Annotated in this window: 19 protein-coding genes, 1 other RNA gene and 1 pseudogene; 13 read left to right on the top strand and 8 right to left on the bottom strand. The window is 66.0% G+C overall.

Translation table 11 applies throughout. The features are described 5' to 3' along the window. The first annotated feature begins 26 nt into the window (after window positions 1-26). Window positions 27-1,907, top strand: coding sequence for an XrtA/PEP-CTERM system amidotransferase (locus tag FPZ24_RS09605; protein WP_146571466.1), 1,881 nt, complete (start codon window positions 27-29; stop codon window positions 1,905-1,907). On the opposite strand, the gene FPZ24_RS09600 is transcribed toward FPZ24_RS09605, so the two are convergent. Then, window positions 1,904-2,089, bottom strand: a complete 186-nt coding sequence (locus FPZ24_RS09600; protein ID WP_146571464.1) for a hypothetical protein — start codon at window positions 2,087-2,089, stop codon at window positions 1,904-1,906. The two genes, FPZ24_RS09605 and FPZ24_RS09600, sit on opposite strands and share 4 nt — an antisense overlap. Next, a complete protein-coding gene (locus tag FPZ24_RS09595; protein ID WP_146571462.1) occupies window positions 2,082-2,513 on the bottom strand; it encodes an MAPEG family protein in 432 nt (143 codons plus the stop codon). The genes FPZ24_RS09600 and FPZ24_RS09595 overlap by 8 nt, the downstream gene beginning before the upstream one ends. Window positions 2,514-2,647: 134 nt before the next feature. Between FPZ24_RS09595 and FPZ24_RS09590 the strand changes: the two genes are divergently transcribed. After that, the gene (locus tag FPZ24_RS09590; RefSeq protein ID WP_146571460.1) at window positions 2,648-3,412 is read left to right on the top strand and encodes an SDR family oxidoreductase; all 765 of its coding nucleotides are present in this window, start codon (window positions 2,648-2,650) and stop codon (window positions 3,410-3,412) included. Between the two features lie 150 nt (window positions 3,413-3,562). Here FPZ24_RS09590 and FPZ24_RS09585 read toward each other — a convergent pair whose 3' ends face one another. Then, entirely contained in the window at window positions 3,563-4,642 is a 1,080-nt protein-coding gene (locus tag FPZ24_RS09585) for a 1,9-bis(guanidino)-5-aza-nonane synthase (RefSeq protein ID WP_146571458.1), read from the bottom strand. A 171-nt stretch (window positions 4,643-4,813) separates the two neighbouring features. Continuing rightward, a complete protein-coding gene (locus tag FPZ24_RS09580; RefSeq protein ID WP_146571456.1) occupies window positions 4,814-6,031 on the bottom strand; it encodes a type III PLP-dependent enzyme in 1,218 nt (405 codons plus the stop codon). Window positions 6,032-6,172: 141 nt separating this feature from the next. On the opposite strand from FPZ24_RS09580, the gene FPZ24_RS09575 reads away from it, so the two are divergent. From FPZ24_RS09575 to FPZ24_RS09570, 3 genes are all read left to right on the top strand, one after another. Next, window positions 6,173-7,180 (top strand): threonine ammonia-lyase, encoded by a 1,008-nt coding sequence (locus FPZ24_RS09575; RefSeq protein ID WP_186729209.1) that lies wholly within the window; start codon window positions 6,173-6,175, stop codon window positions 7,178-7,180. Beyond that, window positions 7,177-7,344: a hypothetical protein gene (locus tag FPZ24_RS17175; protein WP_186728715.1), complete on the top strand. Its 168-nt coding sequence runs from the start codon at window positions 7,177-7,179 to the stop codon at window positions 7,342-7,344. Before FPZ24_RS09575 ends, FPZ24_RS17175 begins: the two co-directional genes overlap by 4 nt. A gap of 197 nt (window positions 7,345-7,541) precedes the next feature. After that, window positions 7,542-8,678: a serine hydrolase domain-containing protein gene (locus FPZ24_RS09570; RefSeq protein ID WP_240047403.1), complete on the top strand. Its 1,137-nt coding sequence runs from the start codon at window positions 7,542-7,544 to the stop codon at window positions 8,676-8,678. Window positions 8,679-8,685: 7 nt separating this feature from the next. On the opposite strand, the gene FPZ24_RS09565 is transcribed toward FPZ24_RS09570, so the two are convergent. Further along, window positions 8,686-9,303, bottom strand: coding sequence for a hypothetical protein (locus FPZ24_RS09565; protein WP_146571451.1), 618 nt, complete (start codon window positions 9,301-9,303; stop codon window positions 8,686-8,688). A 186-nt stretch (window positions 9,304-9,489) separates the two neighbouring features. Beyond that, window positions 9,490-10,146, bottom strand: coding sequence for an alpha/beta hydrolase (locus tag FPZ24_RS09560; RefSeq protein WP_146571449.1), 657 nt, complete (start codon window positions 10,144-10,146; stop codon window positions 9,490-9,492). A gap of 101 nt (window positions 10,147-10,247) precedes the next feature. Here FPZ24_RS09560 and FPZ24_RS09555 point away from each other — a divergent pair, with 101 nt between their 5' ends. The 8 genes from FPZ24_RS09555 to FPZ24_RS09525 all read left to right on the top strand — a co-directional run bounded on the left by FPZ24_RS09555 (window position 10,248) and on the right by FPZ24_RS09525 (window position 15,625). Beyond that, window positions 10,248-11,321 carry a cysteine desulfurase family protein gene (locus tag FPZ24_RS09555; RefSeq protein ID WP_146571447.1) on the top strand — a complete coding sequence of 358 codons (1,074 nt, stop codon included), beginning with the start codon at window positions 10,248-10,250 and terminating at the stop codon, window positions 11,319-11,321. Further along, window positions 11,318-12,397: a cysteine desulfurase family protein gene (locus FPZ24_RS09550; protein WP_146571444.1), complete on the top strand. Its 1,080-nt coding sequence runs from the start codon at window positions 11,318-11,320 to the stop codon at window positions 12,395-12,397. Before FPZ24_RS09555 ends, FPZ24_RS09550 begins: the two co-directional genes overlap by 4 nt. Continuing rightward, entirely contained in the window at window positions 12,394-12,723 is a 330-nt protein-coding gene (locus FPZ24_RS09545) for a 2Fe-2S iron-sulfur cluster-binding protein (protein WP_146571442.1), read from the top strand. The genes FPZ24_RS09550 and FPZ24_RS09545 overlap by 4 nt, the downstream gene beginning before the upstream one ends. 90 nt (window positions 12,724-12,813) lie before the next feature. Next, window positions 12,814-12,990, top strand: a complete 177-nt coding sequence (locus FPZ24_RS17170) for a hypothetical protein (RefSeq protein WP_186728713.1) — start codon at window positions 12,814-12,816, stop codon at window positions 12,988-12,990. A 44-nt stretch (window positions 12,991-13,034) separates the two neighbouring features. Next, window positions 13,035-13,132: signal recognition particle sRNA small type (gene ffs / locus FPZ24_RS09540), an RNA gene on the top strand. Window positions 13,133-13,290: 158 nt separating this feature from the next. Beyond that, the gene (locus FPZ24_RS09535) at window positions 13,291-13,629 is read left to right on the top strand and encodes a hypothetical protein (protein ID WP_146571440.1); all 339 of its coding nucleotides are present in this window, start codon (window positions 13,291-13,293) and stop codon (window positions 13,627-13,629) included. A 50-nt stretch (window positions 13,630-13,679) separates the two neighbouring features. Next, window positions 13,680-15,305, top strand: a complete 1,626-nt coding sequence (locus tag FPZ24_RS09530) for a DNA polymerase III subunit gamma/tau (protein WP_146571438.1) — start codon at window positions 13,680-13,682, stop codon at window positions 15,303-15,305. Further along, complete coding sequence (locus tag FPZ24_RS09525) at window positions 15,302-15,625, top strand: YbaB/EbfC family nucleoid-associated protein (RefSeq protein WP_146571436.1); 324 nt, start codon at window positions 15,302-15,304, stop codon at window positions 15,623-15,625. Before FPZ24_RS09530 ends, FPZ24_RS09525 begins: the two co-directional genes overlap by 4 nt. Before the next feature lie 6 nt (window positions 15,626-15,631). On the opposite strand, the gene mtgA is transcribed toward FPZ24_RS09525, so the two are convergent. Continuing rightward, complete coding sequence (gene mtgA, locus FPZ24_RS09520) at window positions 15,632-16,342, bottom strand: monofunctional biosynthetic peptidoglycan transglycosylase (RefSeq protein ID WP_146574335.1); 711 nt, start codon at window positions 16,340-16,342, stop codon at window positions 15,632-15,634. A gap of 147 nt (window positions 16,343-16,489) precedes the next feature. Beyond that, window positions 16,490-17,638, bottom strand: a pseudogene (locus FPZ24_RS09515) (flavin monoamine oxidase family protein); the annotation flags it as partial.

Here is a 17,638-nt window from a genome sequence, read left to right as displayed (position 1 = left end):
GAACGGAGTATTGGGGGCATCTTCTAATGTGCGGTATCGCCGGGGTATATCACCCCGGAACACCCAAGCCGGTCGATCGCGCGCGCGTGTTGGCGATGGCCGACGCGCAGGCGCATCGCGGGCCGGACGGGGCGGGGGTGTGGACAGCGCCGGGCGTGGGGCTCAGCCACCGCCGTCTGGCGATCATCGATGTCGCGGGCAGCCCGCAGCCGATGCAGGATGGCGACCTGACGGTCACGTATAACGGCGAAATCTATAACTTCGCCGAAGTGCGCGGTCAGCTTCACGCGATGGGCGCGAAGTTCGTCACCGAGGGCGATACCGAGGTTCTGCTCCACGCCTGGCGCGCCTGGGGTCCGTCGATGCTGGAACGGCTGAACGGCATGTTCGCGTTCGCGCTGCACGATGCGGGGCGGCAATGCCTGTTCCTGGCGCGCGACAGGTTGGGGGTGAAGCCGCTCCATTATGTCGAGTTGAGCGACGGATCGATCGCCTTCGCGTCGGAGCTGAAGGGGTTGCTCGCCCACCCGCTGCTGCGGCGCGCGCCGGACCTGTCGGCGATCGAGGATTTCATGGGGCTGGGCTACGTCCCGGACGACACCTGCGTCGTGGCGGGCGTGAAGAAGCTGCCTGCCGCGCACTTCCTGCTGCTCGAGCGCGGTCGTGGGATTCCGCATCCGCAGCGCTGGTGGGACATGGATTTCACGCGGCGCGCGAGCGGATCGGTCAAGGATCTGGAAGCCGAACTGGTCGAGCGGATGCGCGCGGCAGTGCGCTTGCGGATGGTGTCCGACGTGCCGCTCGGTGCGTTTCTGTCGGGCGGGGTCGATAGCTCGGCGGTCGTCGCGCTGATGGCCGAGGCTTCGAAGGATGCGGTCAAGACCTGCACGATCGGTTTCCGCGAGACCGGGCATGACGAACGCGCTTATGCCGACGCGATCGCTGCGCGATATCATACCGACCATCGCGAGCGCGTCGTCGCGGCGGACGACTTTGCGTTGCTGGACCGGCTGACGACGGCGTTCGACGAGCCCTTCGCCGACGCGTCGGCGTTGGCGACGTATCGCGTGTGCGAACTGGCGCGCGAGCAAGTCACCGTGGCGCTGTCGGGCGACGGCGCCGACGAGGCCTTCGCCGGATACCGCCGCTACAAGTTCCAGGCAGCCGAGGAGCGGGTGAGGGGGATGCTCCCGCGCGGTCTGTCATCGACCGTGTTCGGGACGCTCGGACGGCTTTATCCCAAGGCCGATTGGGCGCCACGGCCGCTGCGCGCCAAGACGACGTTGCTCGCGCTCGCCGACGATGGCGCGACGGCGTACGCACGGTCGGTCGGGGTAACGACGCCGGCGCTCCGCCAGCACCTCTTCACCGCCGCCGCGTGGAGTCAGCTTGGGGGGCATCGCGCCGAGGACCGCTACATCGCGACGATGCGAGACGCGCCGGCGCGCGACGCGCTCGACCGCGCGCAATATGCCGATGTCCAGCATTGGCTGACTGGCGACATCCTGACCAAGGTCGATCGCACCAGCATGGCGGTCAGCCTGGAGGCGCGCGAGCCGCTGCTCGACTACAGACTGATGGAGTTCGCCGCCTCGCTGCCCGTGTCGATGCGGTTGCGCGGCGGACAGGGCAAATGGCTGATGAAGAAGGCAATGGAGCGGTATCTGCCGCGCGACATCCTTTATCGGCCCAAGATGGGGTTCGTGACGCCGATCAGCGCCTGGTTCCGCGGGGCGCTGGCCGATGAAGCCGCCGCGCTCGCCCGCTCCCAGCGGCTGCTGCAATGGTTCGATGGTCCTGCGATCGAAAAGCTCGCCGCCGACCACAAGGCTGGCCGTGCCGAACACGGCCGCACCTTGTGGCAAATGATGACTCTGGACCGAAGCCTAGCGCACCTTTTCGGCTAATGAAGCTTGGCGATCGACAGCCCGTCTTCCTTCGCTCGCGCCTTCACCGACTCCTCACTGCGGGTCAGCGCCTTGGCGATCGCCTTCAGCGCCATGCCCTTCTTGGCCAGCGTGTGGAGTTTCTGGATCTCGTCCTGGCGCCACGGTTGCTTGTGACGCTCGAACCCTTCGCCCTTAGCCATGAAAAACAGCCATCCCCGCGTGGAGCGTCAGCGCGACGAGGCAGAGCGTCGATAGCGCAAACAGCAGGAAGCGGATCGACACCTTGTTGACCGTCGCCTGCCAGATGCTGTGGACGATGCGTAAGCCCACGTAGGTCCAGGCGATCCACGCGTTCATGCCGTTCCCGGTGCCGCTGACCGCGATGATCAGGCATACCGCATAGAACAGCGTCGGCTGCTCCATCAGGTGGTTGTAATTGTGTGCTTTCCATTGCGTGCTGGCGGGCAGGATGCCGTCTGCGTCGGCGCCTTTGCCGCCGGTCAGCTTCGTGATGTCGATCCCGGCCGCCTTCATCGCCGGCAATCGAGTCACGACCAGCCAGACCAGCATCAGGATCGTCCAGGCAATCAGGACGACCATCGGTTTCAGGATTTCGCTGTGCATCAAAAATCTCCCCCGAGATGATGCCGCAACGCTGCATCAATCGGTTCGCGGATGCAACTAATCGGTTGCACGGTCTTTCGTACGCGCTTGGCTCACCTAAATCCCTTCCAGCACTTCGCGGCAGGAGCATTTCGATGAAAACGAACGGCAACACCATTCTCATCACCGGCGGCGGATCGGGCATCGGCGAGGCGCTGGCGCATCGCTTTCATGATGCCGGCAACACGGTGATCATCGCCGGGCGGCGGCAAGAAGCGCTCGATGCGGCGGCGGCGGGACGGTCGAACATGCACACGGTGACGCTCGACGTGGAAAGCGCGGAAGCGATCGAGGCGTTCGCCAAGGCAGTGGTCGCGGCGCACCCGACGCTCAACGTGTTGATCAACAATGCCGGGATCATGAAGTTCGAAACGCTGGAAACGAAGCGCGATCTTGCGGACGCCGAAGCGACGATCGTCACCAATCTGCTCGGCCCGATCCGGTTGACCGACGCGCTGATCGATCATTTGATCGCGCAGGCGGACGCCGCGATCGTCAACGTGACCTCGGGTCTCGCGTTCGTGCCGCGCGCCGACGCCTCGACCTATTGCGCGACCAAGGCGGCGATCCATTCGTATACCGTATCGCTGCGTGAGACGCTGACGGACAAGGTCGAAGTGATCGAATTGGTCCCGCCGGGCGTGCAGACCGACCTGACCCCGGGGCAAGTCGATCGCTCGGGCTACATGCCGCTCGCCGAATTCGCCGACGAGGTGATGGGGCTATTCGCGCAGGAGCCGACCCCGCGTGAAATCCTTGTGGAGCGGGTTAAGCCGTTCCGCACGGCCGAAGCCGAAGGGCGGTTCGACGCGATGGTCACGATGCTCGATCAGGTCGCTCGCGCGACGCGCACCGCGTAGGTAATACGAAAACGGCGCCCGATTTCCCGAGCGCCGTTGTCCCATTTCGAGGCCGTCACGGGAGTAAATCCCGTGACGTCGGACGCAGGCTTCGCCAGCGCCGGCCGGCCTTTCGACGTCTTGCAAATAGTTCGGCTATTTGCGTGCGGCTCAGGCGAACAGTTTCGCCCAGCCGCGCTTGGCGCGATCCTTCCAGTGGCCGCGGTGATAGGCGTCCGACGCCAGCAACGGCATGACCGACCCGGCTTCCGCGAACACCATCTGCTCGATGCCGGTGTTCACCTTGCCCCAGCTCGCCGCTTCCTGCAGCGTCGAGGACGAGCACGCGCCGTCGCGAACGTCGGCGACGGTGATCTGCACGGCATACTTGTGCACCGCGACGTCGTCGTGACCGAGGATTTCGGCGCACACGACGGTGTCCTGAATGAAATTCTTCGGCACGCCGCCGCCGATCATCAGCAGGCCGGTGGTGCCGGCCTCGATCTTGATCTGCGTCAGCTCGCGGAAATCGGCGATCGCGTCGAGCACCATGTACGGCTGACCGGCCTTGGCGCGGTCGACCTGATGCTTGACCAGCCCGAACCCGGCCGACGAGTCGACGAACGCCGGGCAGAAGATCGGCACGTCATGCTCGTAGGCGAGCTTGACCAGGCTGTTGTCCTTCTTGCCATGCTCGACCAAATACTTGCCCATCTCGCGGATGAACGCGCGGCTCGAATAGGGCTTGGCCTCCAGCGTCTCGGCGATCTCGAAGATCGTGTGATCGACGTTCTGGAGCGCTTCTTCGTCGATATAGGTGTCGTAGATGCGGTCGATATAGAGCGAGCGGAGCGTGTCATCGTCCGGGATTTCAAGCGCTTGATAGTGCTTGTGGCCAAGGCCTTCGAAGAAATCCATGTCGACGATGGTGGCGCCGGTCGCGACCACGACGTCGACCATGTTGTTGCGGATCAGCTCGGCGTAGAGATCCATGCAGCCGCCGGCCGAGGTCGAACCGGCAATGACCAGACACACCGTACAATCCTTGTCGGCGAGCATGTCGTTGTAGATCTTCGTCGCACGGCCGAGATCGCGGCTGGTGAAGCTCATGTCGGCCATCGCGTCGACGATCGGGCGCGCGTCGAAGCTGGTGATATCGATATGCTTGACCTGCTTCGACAGCAGTTCGGCCTTGCGGTTGGTCGTGTCCACCGGCTGCGCGGCGGCGGTCTTGATCAGGGTATCGGTCATGGGTCTTTCCATCTTCCTTGCCGGCGTCATTCAAAGGGGACGCGGAAACCCGAAACCAAACCGTCACCCCCCGCGAAAGCGGGGGCCCATCTCGTCGACGCGCGATATGTGGCGCCGGCAGGAGATGGGTCCCCGTTTTCGCGGGGATGACGGCCTTGTGAAGCGGTTCGTTTACAGCTTTACGACGTTCGAGGCGACCTCGCGGTCCGCCGCGACGTAAAGCGAGGCCATCGGTTCGTCCTCGACGATCACCGTTTCGTCCGATCCGAAGCCGTTGAACGCCGTCCGCATCGCCGATCCGTACGCGCCGAGCATCCCGATCTCGAGATAGTCGCCTGCGCGGATGTCCGCGGGGAGCATGAAGGGACCCTTCATGTAGTCGAGATCGTCGCAGGTCGGACCGTAGAAGCTGAACGGCATGTCCTTGGCGTGGCTGTCCGGCTCGCGGAGCAAAGACACCGGGAAGCGCCAGTCGATATGCGCGGCGTCGAACAGCGCGCCGTATGCGCCGTCGTTGATGTACAGTTCCTCGCCCCGGCGCTTTTCAACGCGGACGATGATCGAGCTGTATTCGGCACATAGCGCGCGGCCCGGCTCGGCCCACAATTCCGCCGAATAGCTGATCGGCAGCGATTCGAACGCGCGGTGGATCGTCTCGAAATACAGTTCGAGCGGCGGGGGCTCCATGCCCGGATAAGTCGACGGGAAGCCGCCGCCGACATCGACGACATCGACCGTCACCGCCGCTTCGACGATCGCCTGGCGGACGCGCTCCATCGCGTCGGCATAGGCCTGCGGCGTCATCGCCTGGCTGCCGACATGGAAGCAGATGCCGAGCGCGTCGGCGACCTGGCGGGCGCGGAACAGCAGTTCCTTCGATTCGCCCGGTGCCACGCCGAACTTCGACGCGAGGCTGAGCTTGGAATGCTCCGACGACACGCGCAGCCGCACGCACAGCGTCAGGTCGCTGGCGTTGCGGGTCGCGCGGACGATCTTGTCCAGTTCCTCGATCGAATCGAGGCTGAAGGTCTTCACGCCATGCTCGAAATAGGCCTGCGCGATCGCTTCCTCGGCCTTGACAGGATGCATGAAGCACAGGGTCGCCTGCGGCAGCGTGCGCCGCACCAGCCGCACCTCGTTCAGCGAGGCGACGTCGTAATGCGTGACGCCGCTATCCCACAGGATCTGCAGGAGGTCGGGCGAGGGGTTGGCTTTCACGGCATACATCGACCGGCCCGGAAACTTCTCCACAAAGAAGCGGGCGGCACGCGCGGCGGCGTGCGGACGAATGAGCGTGACCGGAGCAACCGGACGTCGGTCAAGAGCAATACCGCGGGCGGAATTGCCAGGGGCAGTCGCTAGCCCCAGCGCGTTATGATGCTGCTGCAATTCAAGGGACCTCCAAGTGGCTTGCGCCGTCGTTCACGAAATGCTGCCTTGCGGTTGGAAGTCCCATGGGGCAGCGGGAAGCGGGCATTTAGGGTCGGTGGCCCCTCACGTAAAGTGGTTTTTTGTGACAGGAGGCGAGCAGTGACGATCGTGCGACAGCCGACACGGGCCGGGGTGCGGGACGCCGCGGCGAAAATTGCCGCAATCCTGCCGCCGACTCCGCTTTTCACACATGAATTCAATGGCATAACGGTTTCTTTTAAAGCCGAGTCGCTGCAACCGATCGGCGCGTTCAAACTGCGCGGTGCATGGCATCGACTGACCGCGCTGGACGAGGATCAGCGGCGCAAGGGCGTCGTGGCGTTCTCTTCCGGGAATCACGCACAGGGGGTTGCCTGGGCAGCGAAGAGACTCGGCATGCCTGCGACGATCGTCATGCCCGCCGATGCGCCGCGGGCGAAGCGTGACGGGACTCTTGCGTTAGGGGCCGAGGTGGTGGCGTACGACCGCGCGGCAGGCGAAGACCGTATCCGCATCGCAAGCGAACTCGCCGAAGCGCGCGGCGCGACCCTGGTGCCGAGCTTCGACGATCCGTGGATCATCGAGGGGCAGGGATCGGTCGCGATCGAGGCGCGGCGACAGATGGAAGCGATGGGGCTGGGCGAGCCGAGCCACGTGGTCGTGCCATGCGGCGGCGGCGGCCTCGCGTCCGGCATCGCGCTCGGCCTGTCGGAGGCGCGGATCACGATCGTCGAGCCCGAGGGCTGGGACGACATGTGCCGCAGCCTGGAAGCGTCGTGGATCGAGCCGGTCGGTCCCAACCCGCCGCCGACCGCATGCGACGCGCTGCAGACCCCCGAAGTCTCGCCGCTGACGTTCGACGTGCTCGCCCGCCGCGACGCCAAAGGCGTGGCCGTCAGCGAAGCCGACGTGCGCGTTGCACAACGCTGGGCGGCGGCGACGTTGCATCTGGTAGTCGAACCGGGCGGCGCGGTAGCGCTGGCGGCGCTGCTTGCAGGGAAGGTCACGGCCGAACCAGGCATGCTGATCATCCTGTCGGGCGGTAACGTCGATATCGACGCTTATGCCAAGGCGATCGCGCCCGAACGCGCCGAAGCGCCCGCCATCCCGGCGCTCAGCGGCGCATGACAGGGCTGGAGCAGGCCGCCCCCGCGATCGCGATGATCGCGGCGTTCGTGCTGGCGTTCTTCGGGATCAGGCTGACGATGCGGCCGGACACGCGGCTGAAGGGCGTGTTGATGGTCGTGATGGCGCTGGTGCTGGTTGGAAACGTCGTGATCTGGACGCTGTAGCGCGACTTGCCATGCTACCGATGTGAACGTTATCAACGCGCCGACAGGAGGAGGCGCAGATGCAACGACGTGACGCGTTGGCGGCGATCGCCGGAGGACTGGCCGCGGCTACCATCAGCGGTGCAAACGCACGCGCAGCACCATCTGGAGCGTTTTCGCTAGATCGTGCCACGATCGATGCAACATTGCGTCAGTTCGTGACCGCCGGGCGCGCAGCCGGCGCGTCGGCGCTGGTCTGGCAAGGCGGCGCCGAACGCTATTTCGGCGCGGCGGGATTTGCCGACCGTGAAGCGAAGCGGCCGATGCAGCGCGATACGCTCGTTCAGATCTTCTCCATGACGAAGCCGGTCACCGGTGTCGCGCTGATGCAATTGTGGGAACAGGGGCGGTTCGGACTCGACGATCCGCTGGCGCGGTATCTGCCGGCGTTCGGCGCGGTGAAGGTACTCGCGGGGACGGGCAGCGACGGGAAACCGATTCTGCGCGCCCCGTCGCGTCCGATCGCGGTCCGCGACATCATGCGGCACACGGCGGGCTTTTCGTACGGCATGCGCGACACCGCCGCCGATGCAATCTTCCACGAGATAAACCCGCTCGCGTTGACGAATACCCTGGACGAGATGGGCGACAAGCTCGCGCGCGTGCCGTTGCTGTTCGATCCGGGGGAGGAGTGGAGCTACAGTACCGGCGTCGATGTGCAGGCCTTGCTGGTCGAGCATCTGACCGGGGAACCGTTCGAGCAACATGTCCGGCGCGCGATCCTCGACCCGCTCAAGATGACCGACACCGGCTGGACGCAGCCGGCCAGTCGCCTCCCACGCTTTGCCGCTAGCTATACGAAGGCTGACGGATCGCTCGCCCGCATCCCGGACGAAAAAGCCCGCGCGCTGAACTTCGGGCCGCGCCGGCTGACGATGGGCGGGGCGGGGCTGGCCTCGACGCTCGACGACTACATGCGGTTCGCGCGGATGCTGCTCGGTCGCGGCACGCTCGACGGCACGCGCATTCTCGCGCCGTCTACCGTCGACCTGATGGCGACCAACCAGCTCGACCCGCGCATTACGCGACGGTTCTTCTTGCCGGAAAAGGGCGCGGTCGGGTTCGGGTTAGATTTCGCCGTCCGCACCGCCCAGCCGCGCACGGCGACCGAAAATCGCGGTACGGTCGGCGAGTTCTTCTGGGACGGCGCAGAAACGACCCTGTTCTGGGTCGATCCCGCCAACGACATGGCGGTGGTGTTCTTCGTCCAGGTCACACCGTTCGACGGCACGCTTCACCACGACATCCGCGCGGCGGTGTACGGCGCCGACTACCTTGGCCCGGCGGGAGACTGAAGCCGCGTCAGCGGAAGCGCGGGACGAAGATGACCATCGGCGGCGATGGCGCGCGGTAGGTAAAGCCTGGCGTCAGCGCGCAATTGGTCGGCGCTTTACCATAGGCGGCCTTGTCGAGACACGCGGCGACCGACGCGATGTTCGTCATCAGTGCGATCCGCTCGATCCCGCGAACGCGCGCCGATGCGTCGCCACCGCTCGATTCGGCCGAGGTATCGATCTGGCGAGCGAAGATCGTCTGGCCGGTGTCGATCCGCGTCAGCCGCCAGCTCATGTGGACGGTCGCGCGGTTCTTGAACGAAATCTTGAACGGCGAATCGAGCCCCACCCATACCGGCGTCAGCCGGAAGCGTGCCTTGGCTGGATCGGTCGCAAGCATGCCGAGTTGGGCGAGCGTCTCGCTCAGCGCCGTCGCGAACTGGTCGCGCTTGGCCGATCCCATCTTCTGCGGCAGCGCATCCGCGCCGTCCAACACGATCGCGCCGGTCAGCACATGGTCGGTGGGCAACCGGCGCGGGCCGTCTGGGCCGAAGGGCAAACCGATCGGCGACAAGCCGACCGCGTCCTTGGCGGCGGCAGGGGTGGCAACGAGGGCGAGCGCTGCAAGAGCGGAAAAGCGAAGCATGACCGCCACTTAGCGGCGAACACGTGTCGCAAGCGTTCCTGGTCTTGCTGAACGGCGCGTTACGGAAAGCATCGTGGCAACGAGAAGCCGACAACGGCAAAGCCGCTGTCGTCGGTCGGCGCCATTGCGCCGCCGGCCGGCTCGACATCGCGACGCGATTAGCTGACGCTAATCGCTGCTCCCAACTCACCGAATCGGCGAGTTGGGGTCGAGCCGCATGTCCAGATACTTATCTACGCTGGCCATCAATTCGGGCGTTTCGTGCTCGAAGAAGTGGTTCGCCTTCGGGATCGTGTCGTGGTGGATCGTGATGTGGCGCTGGGTGCGCAGCTTGTCGACCAGCTTCTGGATGGCGACTGGCGTCGCGACTTCGTCATTCTCGCCCGCGATCAGGATGCCGCTCGCCGGACACGGCGCGAGGAAGGTGAAGTCGTAGAGGTTGGCCGGCGGCGCCACCGAGATGAAGCCGCGGATTTCGGGGCGGCGCATCAACAACTGCATGCCGATCCACGCGCCGAAGCTGACGCCGGCGATCCACGTGGTCGATGCTTCCGGGTGGAAGCTCTGCACCCAATCGAGCGCGCTCGCCGCGTCGGACAGTTCGCCGATACCGTTGTCGAACGTGCCCTGACTCTTGCCGACGCCACGGAAATTGAAGCGCAACGTCGCGAAGCCACGGCGCTGGAAGGTCTTGTAGAGCTCCATTACGATGCGGTTGTTCATCGTGCCCATCGCTTGCGGGTGCGGATGGAGGATCATCGCGACCGGCGCGCGGGGCTTGGGGCCGGGGTTGAAACGGCCTTCGAGACGGCCTTCGGGGCCGGGGAAAATGACTTCGGGCATAATATCCTGTCGCAGGAATAAAGGTGCCGCCGGTGTGGCGGGAAAGGTTGCGCGCTATATAGGCACCGGACGCCCCGACGCAATTGGAACGAATCGGACCTGTGACGACCCGCATCTATCTCGACCATGCCGCGACGACGCCGCTGCTGCCCGCGGCGCGCGATGCGATGGCGGACGGGTTCGCGCGTTGGGCCAATCCGTCGTCGCCGCATGCCGAGGGGCGCGGGGCGAAGGCGGCGCTGGAGGCAGCGCGCGGGCAGGTCGCGGCGGCCTATGGCTGGGCGGGCGAGGCGCTGTTCACGAGCGGGGCGAGCGAATCGCTCGCGATCGCGCTGACGCGGAGTGCGGTCGAGCGGCGGCTGGCGAGCGCGGTCGAACACGATGCAGTGCTGCGCGCGGCGTACGACATCGCGCTGGTGAAGGTCGGCGCGGACGGGCTGGTCGATGGCGATGCGCTCGACGACGCGATGGCGGGCGATGGCCGCGCAGTGGTCGCAATCCAGTGGGCGAACAGCGAGACCGGCGTGCGTCAGCCGATCATGGCGCTGGCCGAGCAGATACACGCCGCTGGACACTTGCTGCTGGTCGATGCCGCGCAGATGCCGGCGGGTGTGGATCGCGATGTCGCTCGGCATGCCGATTTCGTCGCGCTGTCGGCGCACAAGCGCGGCGGACCGATCGGGGTCGGTGCGCTGCTGGTGCGCGATCTTGCAACGCTCGACCCGACCGGGGGGCAGGAGCGGGGCTATCGGCCTGGGACGGAGAACATGCCCGCCATCCTGGGTTACGCCGCCGCTCTGGCCGAGCCGGAGGACGTCGCGCATTATGCCGAGCTGCGCCGCTATCTCGACGACGCTATGACGTCACTCGGCGGCGAACCCGTGCTTTCCGGCGCGTTGCGGCATCCGGCGATCGGCTCATACCGCTCGCCCGGCGTTGCAGCGACGACCCAATTGATACGCCTCGACATGGGCGGGATCGCCGTATCCGCCGGCAGCGCGTGCGCCAGCGGAAGCATGAAACCGAGCCATGTCCTGACCGCGATGGGGTGGGACCAGCAAGCGTCGCAGGAAGTCGTGCGGGTCAGTTTCGGACGATCGACGACCCAAGCCGATCTCGACGCGTTCCTTACGGTCTGGCGCGAGATCGCGGCGGGCCGGGCGCGCGCGGCGTGACATATCTCGATTACCAGGCGACCACCCCGCTCGCGCCCGAGGCGTTTGAGGCGATGCTGCCCTGGCTGCGCGACCAGCACGCCAACCCGCATTCGTCGCATCGCGCGGGCCGCGCGGCGAAGGCGGCGGTCGAGGTCGCGCGCGAGCAAGTCGCGGCACTGCTGCCCGATGGGGGCACAGTCAGCTTCACCAGCGGCGCGACCGAGGCGCTAAATTGGGCGATCAAGGGCGTGGGCGGACCCGTCGTGACGCTCGCTACCGAACATGCCGCGGTGCTCGATACGGTGGCCACAATCGCCGAATCGACGTTGTTGCCAGTCGGGCGCGATGGCCTGGTCGATCTCGAAGCGGCACGAGCAGCGATCGGGCCGGGGACGAGGCTGGTCGCGGCGATGCTCGTCAACAACGAGATCGGCGTGATCCAGCCGATCGCCGACCTCGCGGCGATGGCGCACGCTGCCGGGGCGCTGTTCCTGTGCGACGCGGTCCAGGGCTATGGGCGCGTGCCGATCCCCGATGGCTGCGACCTGATCGCACTGTCGGCGCACAAGGTTTACGGACCGAAGGGCATCGGTGCGTTGTGGATCCGTGACGGCGTCTCGCTCGCGCCGTTGCTGCATGGTGGGCATCAAGAGGCGGCAGGCCGTTCGGGCACGCTGTCGCCCGCGCTCTGTGCGGGGTTCGGCACGGCGGCGGCTTTGATGACGGCGCGTGCAGATGGGGACGCGCGACATGTGGATCGCCTCTGGGCGGTCGCGCTCGACACACTCGGCAAGGACTGGACCGTCAACGGATCGACCGAGCATCGCTATCGCGGCAACCTCAATATCCGGCGCGACGGGCTGGACGTCGCGCGGCTGATGTCCGACCTGCGCGATATCGCGTTCTCGGCCGGCTCGGCGTGTGCCAGCGGTTCGGGGCGGACGAGCCACGTCCTCCGCGCGATCGGGTTGAGCGACGCCGGGGCGAAGTCGAGCATCCGGTTGGGGGTCGGCCGCTACACCACCGAAGCGGAACTGATCGATGCGCTGACCCGGATCGGTGCCGCCGCTCGCGCGCAACGGGTCGCGGCATGACCCGCGTTACCTTCGTCGGGCGCGACGGCTCGAAGCGTGAAGTCGAATCGCGGCCAGGCGATCGCTTGCTCGACGTCGCGCAGAATGCCGGCGAGCCACTCGAGGGAACGTGCGAGGGGCAGATGGCCTGTTCGACCTGCCACGTGATCGTCGATGCCGCCGACTTCGCCAAATTGCCGCCTGCGGTCGAGGAGGAAGAGGACATGCTCGACCTCGCCGCTGGCGCGACGCGCTACAGCCGCCTCGCTTGCCAGATCTGGCTCGACGGCCTCGACGCGATCACCGTGCGCATCCCGTCCGAATCGCGGAACATGCAGGGGCGGTGACACTCTGATACAATTTATCGCGTTCGCGCGATGACCGCGCCGTGTTACGTCCTTGCGCACGCCGGGGGGCGAATGTGGAAGGAGAGACACATGAAATTCCTCGCTGTAATTGCCGCCACGATGCTGACCGCGTCGTCGCTGGTTCCCGCCGTCGCTGAAGCCGCGCCGCCGCGCCATCACGGCTGGAAAATGAAGAAGGTCTGCACCGTGAAGTGGAAGCACGGCCGCAAATGGCGCCAGTGCCGCAACGTGCGCGTCCGCTGGTAGTTCGCTGACCGCTTGAAAGCGCCGCTCGATCCCGCCATATGCGCCGCGGGAGTCGGGCGGACGTGGTCGTCGCCAACTTGGTCAGGGCCGGAAGGCAGCAGCCACAACGATTTCGCCGCGGGTCGTTCCGGCTCCCACCGCTCGATGCCAAGACGTAGCGAAGCTGCGGCGCGAACGGCAGCAAGCGCGGCCGGCAGCGCAAGGCGCTGTCCGACGACGCGGCTTGCCGCGGCGCATTTCGGAACTACAGTCCGACCCGAAACATTACGACACTGTCTCTGACCTAAAAGGAGCCCTGTCATGCGTCTTACCCCATTCATCGCGGCGATCGTCGCTTTCGCCGGCATCGCAAGCGCCGCACCGGCATCCGCCGCGACGATGACCAAACCGGTGCCGATCAGCGCGTCTGTCAACGCCGACCCCACCGCCGGCACGACCGTGGACCAATATCGCGACCGTCGCGGCTGGCGCGGCGACCGTGGGTGGCGGGGCGACCGGGGCTGGCGCGGCAATCGTGGCTGGCGGGGCAATCGCGGATATTATCGTCGCGGCTACGCCTATCGCCCGTATCGCTGGAACCGCGGTCGGACGGTGTGCCGCTATCGCTACGGGTATCGCCGCTGCTTCCGCACCTATTGAGCGCGGATAGCCCTTCGACATTGCGGCTCGCTGATCCTAGATAGGAGTCGATGTCCGACTCCTTCGACCTCGGCGAGCCGCCGCAGCCCAAAGACACTGCCTATCGCGTCCTCGCGCGCAAATATCGGCCGCAGAATTTCGATCAACTGATCGGCCAAGACGCGATGGTGCAAACGCTGGCCAACGCGATCCGGCGCGGGCGATTGGCGCACGCTTTCCTGCTGACCGGCGTGCGTGGGGTCGGCAAGACAAGCACCGCTCGCTTGGTCGCCAAAGCGCTCAACTGTATTGGTCCCGACGGGCAGGGCGGCCCTACGATCGATCCCTGCGGCGTGTGCGATCCCTGCGTATCGATCGCTGAGGGTCGTAACATCGACGTGATAGAGATGGACGCGGCGTCGCATACCGGCGTCGACGACATGCGCGCCGTGATCGACGCGGCGCGGCTCGCGGCATTCGGTGCCCGGTTCAAGATCTACATCATCGACGAAGTTCACATGCTGTCGAAGAACGCGTTCAATGCACTTCTGAAGACATTGGAAGAACCGCCTGAACATGTGAAGTTTCTGCTCGCGACGACGGAGGTACAGAAGGTGCCGGTGACGGTACTGTCCCGGTGCCAGCGGTTCGACCTGCGGCGGATCCCGGCGGACAAGCTGGCGGCGCATTTCGCGTATGTTTCGGAGCTTGAGGGCGCCGAAGCCGAACCCGAGGCGCTGGCCCTGATTGCGCGCGCGGCGGACGGATCGGCGCGTGATGGGCTGTCGATCCTCGACCAAGCGATCGCGCATGCCGGGATGGAAGGTGGCGGCGTGACCGCGCCGGCGGTGCGCACGATGCTCGGCCTGAGCGACCGCGCCGCGATCCGCGATCTTTTCGGGTTGCTGCTCGACAGCGACGCCCCCGGCGCGCTGGCAGCGTTGCGGACGCAATACGATCTCGGCGTCGATCCCCAATCGGTGCTGCGCGGGCTGCTGGAAACGGTCCATGCGGTGACGCTGGCGAAGCTCGGCGGCGATGCCGACCCGGCGCAGTCGGCCGAAGAGCGCGAGGCGTATCAGGGCTGGGCGCGCAGCTTGTCTTTTCCGGCGCTACACCGGCTGTGGCAGTTGCTGTTGAAGGGGCATGACGAGGTCGGGCGGGCGGCGCTGCCCATCGAAGCCGGTGAGATGGCATTGCTCAGGGTCGTCCATGCTTCCAGCCTGCCCGATCCTGGTGAACTTGCGCGGCAGATCGCGTCGGGCGCCCCGATCGCGGCAGCGCCGGCCGCGGGCGGCGCACCGGCATCTGCTGCCGCGCCGGTTGATGCGTTGCCCGCGACGTTCGAGGACATGGTCGGACTGATCCAGCGCAACGGCGGCGGGTCTTTATTGTCGCACCTCAACGCCAATGCGCGCCCGGTGCGCTATGCGCCGCCCGAATTGACCCTGAGCACGCAGCGGCCGTTGCCCGCCGATCTGCCGGCGCAATTGGCGGCGCGGCTGCAGGATCTGACCGGCGTCAAATGGAAGATCACGACCGAGGATGCCGCAGGGGAGGCGACCTTGTCCGAACGGCGCAAGGCCGCGGAAGAAGCTGAGCGGGCTGAAATCCTCGAAACCCCCATCGTCAAAGCCGCGTTCGAGGCCTTCCCCGACGCGGTGTTGGAAAACTGGAACAAGGAAGCGAGTGCGTGAAGAGTATCGAAGACATCATGGCGATGGCGCAGAACGTCCAGGCCGAATTGGCCAAGGCGCAGGACGGGCTCGACCAGATCGAGGTCGAAGGTGCGTCGGGCGGCGGGCTGGTGAAGGTCAAGGCGTCGGCGAAAGGCCGGATCATCGGCATTTCGATCGACGATTCGCTGATCGTGCCGGCGGACAAGCAGATGCTCGAGGATCTGATCGTCGCGGCGTTCAACGACGCGCGGGCGAAGGCTGATACGGCATCGAATACAGAGATGTCGAAGATGACGCAGGGCTTGCCGCTGCCGCCAGGGTTCAAATTGCCCTTCTGAGGGGCGTCACTTCAAACAGCTGTCCAGCCCACTCCCGCTGACGACCCCCACGTACCGCGCGATGGCGTTGCCGTGCCGCCGCACGAAGCCGGTCGGGTCGACGGCGTCGCGCTTCTTGGGCAGCGGCAGGACCGCCGCGATCCGCCCTGCTTCGGTCGCCGTCATCCGTGACGCATCGTGCCCGAAATAGCGGATCGACCCGGCATTCGCGCCGTAGGTGCCGATCCCCGTCTCGGCGACGTTGAGGTAGACCTCCATGATCCGCCTTTTGCCCCACAGGTTTTCGATCAGAAACGTGAAGTACGCTTCGAACGCCTTGCGCACGTAGCCGCCGCTCTGGATCAGGAAGACGTTCTTCGCGGTCTGCTGGCTGATCGTCGATCCACCCCGAATACGCCCGCCCTTCTGGTTGCGGCTGTAGGCGTTCTCGATCGCGCGGAAGTCGAAGCCGTTGTGTAGGCAAAAGCGCGAATCCTCGCCGGCAATCGCGGCGCGCGCCATGCGCGGGTCCATCTCGTCGAGCGACATCCACTTCTTGACGATGCCGTTGCCCGACACGCCGTCCGCCAGCATCGTGAAGGTGATCGGCGGGTTGATGAAGCGGTAGAGCCCGACCCAGACGACGCTGAGCACGACGAAGCCGAGCGCGCCCTTCCACAGCCACCCGAAAATACGGCGCGGCCACGAACGGCGGGGCTTGGCGGATTTGGCTGGCATCGGATCGGCAGAGGCTTCGGCGGTGGTGGTGGCAGGAGCCGCGGCGAGCGGCATCGTCGCCACTACGCGCGGACGGCGCTGCGCGGCAAGCACCTCTTCGGCGGCGGCGATGCCGGTCTCGTAAGCGCCATGCGCGGTCGAGAAGTCGCTCGCGTGGCAGGCTTCGCCCGCGAAGAAGAGGCGGTCGTCGTGCGCGGCCGCCAGAACGCTGCGTTGGCCCGCCTGGCCGACTTTGGCGTGCGAGTAACTGCCGCGAATGTATTTCTCCGCGCGCCACCGCGTACGGGCCAGCGGCTGGAGCCGTAGCCGCCACTCGTTGCCGAGCAGGCCTGCCAACTCACCGATCGCGAAATCGGCGGCGGCGCGGTCGTCCTGTCGCTCCATCGCCTCGGCGCAATCGCCGCCGAAAAATGCCTCGACCACTGGCTGGCCGAGCCAGCCGATCTGATAGCTGGCGGTATTCGACGAATGCGGGTTACCGATCAGGTGCGCGTTCTGCGGATAGTCGCCGCCCTTGATGCCGAGGAAAATCTTGTCGGCGAGCCCGAGCGGCAACGCCGCCGCCGCCAAGCGCTTGTCCTCGAGCGGTGGATCGAAGCGGAGGTCGCCATCGGCGATGATCGGCGTGGGCACCGCGATGATCACGCGATCCGCCTCGATAGTGCCGGCCGGCGTGGTGAGGCGGATGACGGCGTCGCGATGGTCGATCTGTGTCACCGGCGTATCGAGCTTGACCGGCAGCCGTTTACCGTACGCCGCGATCAGCGTGCCATAACCCTCGCGCAGCCGCCAATTGTCCTCGCCCGCCGCATTCTCGTACGCGGCCCAATCGTGCAGCGACACATCGGCCAGATTGGCGCCGTTGGCATACCCTGAGATCGCGTCGATCAGCGGGCGCCATGGCGAATTGGCGGGGATGAAGTCGCTCAACGGCCGATCGGGGCCGTGGACGAAACTCTCCGCGCGTTCATGCCATTGGCCATAAGCAGCTTCGAACGCCAGATGCTCGTCCTTGGAGAAGCCGAGGTCGCGCCATTGCCGGTTCCACCCGGCCGGCGTGCGATCGATCTGGAATCCGTCGGACAGCGCGATCCGCGTCCAGGGATTGCGATCGGCCGAATGAAGCCACGCACAACCAAGATCGAGCGTTTCACCGCGCACCTGCACGCTGTGGGCGCGACCGCCGAGCCGTCCGCTCGCTTCGAGCAGGAGCACATCGACGCGTGCCTCGTGCAGCCGTCGCGCGGCGGCGATCCCAGCCGCGCCTCCGCCGATGACGACGACGTCGTGTTTCAT

The organism is Sphingomonas panacisoli, assembly GCF_007859635.1.
Classification (GTDB): Bacteria; Pseudomonadota; Alphaproteobacteria; order Sphingomonadales; family Sphingomonadaceae; genus Sphingomonas; species Sphingomonas panacisoli.
The sequence above is the reverse complement of the archived record's forward strand: the minus strand, read 5'-3'. Positions and strand labels throughout refer to the sequence as shown.

What these genes read in the sequence shown, in the direction of transcription:
- FPZ24_RS09605 (WP_146571466.1), top strand. Translation starts at nt 27, where the DNA reads ATGTGCGGTATCGCCGGGGTATATCACCCCGGAACACCCAAGCCGGTC.
- FPZ24_RS09600 (WP_146571464.1), bottom strand. Translation starts at nt 2,089, where the DNA reads ATGGCTAAGGGCGAAGGGTTCGAGCGTCACAAGCAACCGTGGCGCCAG.
- FPZ24_RS09595 (WP_146571462.1), bottom strand. Translation starts at nt 2,513, where the DNA reads ATGCACAGCGAAATCCTGAAACCGATGGTCGTCCTGATTGCCTGGACG.
- FPZ24_RS09590 (WP_146571460.1), top strand. Translation starts at nt 2,648, where the DNA reads ATGAAAACGAACGGCAACACCATTCTCATCACCGGCGGCGGATCGGGC.
- FPZ24_RS09585 (WP_146571458.1), bottom strand. Translation starts at nt 4,642, where the DNA reads ATGACCGATACCCTGATCAAGACCGCCGCCGCGCAGCCGGTGGACACG.
- FPZ24_RS17175 (WP_186728715.1), top strand. Translation starts at nt 7,177, where the DNA reads ATGACAGGGCTGGAGCAGGCCGCCCCCGCGATCGCGATGATCGCGGCG.
- FPZ24_RS09565 (WP_146571451.1), bottom strand. Translation starts at nt 9,303, where the DNA reads ATGCTTCGCTTTTCCGCTCTTGCAGCGCTCGCCCTCGTTGCCACCCCT.
- FPZ24_RS09560 (WP_146571449.1), bottom strand. Translation starts at nt 10,146, where the DNA reads ATGCCCGAAGTCATTTTCCCCGGCCCCGAAGGCCGTCTCGAAGGCCGT.
- FPZ24_RS09545 (WP_146571442.1), top strand. Translation starts at nt 12,394, where the DNA reads ATGACCCGCGTTACCTTCGTCGGGCGCGACGGCTCGAAGCGTGAAGTC.
- FPZ24_RS17170 (WP_186728713.1), top strand. Translation starts at nt 12,814, where the DNA reads ATGAAATTCCTCGCTGTAATTGCCGCCACGATGCTGACCGCGTCGTCG.
- FPZ24_RS09535 (WP_146571440.1), top strand. Translation starts at nt 13,291, where the DNA reads ATGCGTCTTACCCCATTCATCGCGGCGATCGTCGCTTTCGCCGGCATC.
- FPZ24_RS09530 (WP_146571438.1), top strand. Translation starts at nt 13,680, where the DNA reads ATGTCCGACTCCTTCGACCTCGGCGAGCCGCCGCAGCCCAAAGACACT.
- mtgA (WP_146574335.1), bottom strand. Translation starts at nt 16,342, where the DNA reads ATGCCAGCCAAATCCGCCAAGCCCCGCCGTTCGTGGCCGCGCCGTATT.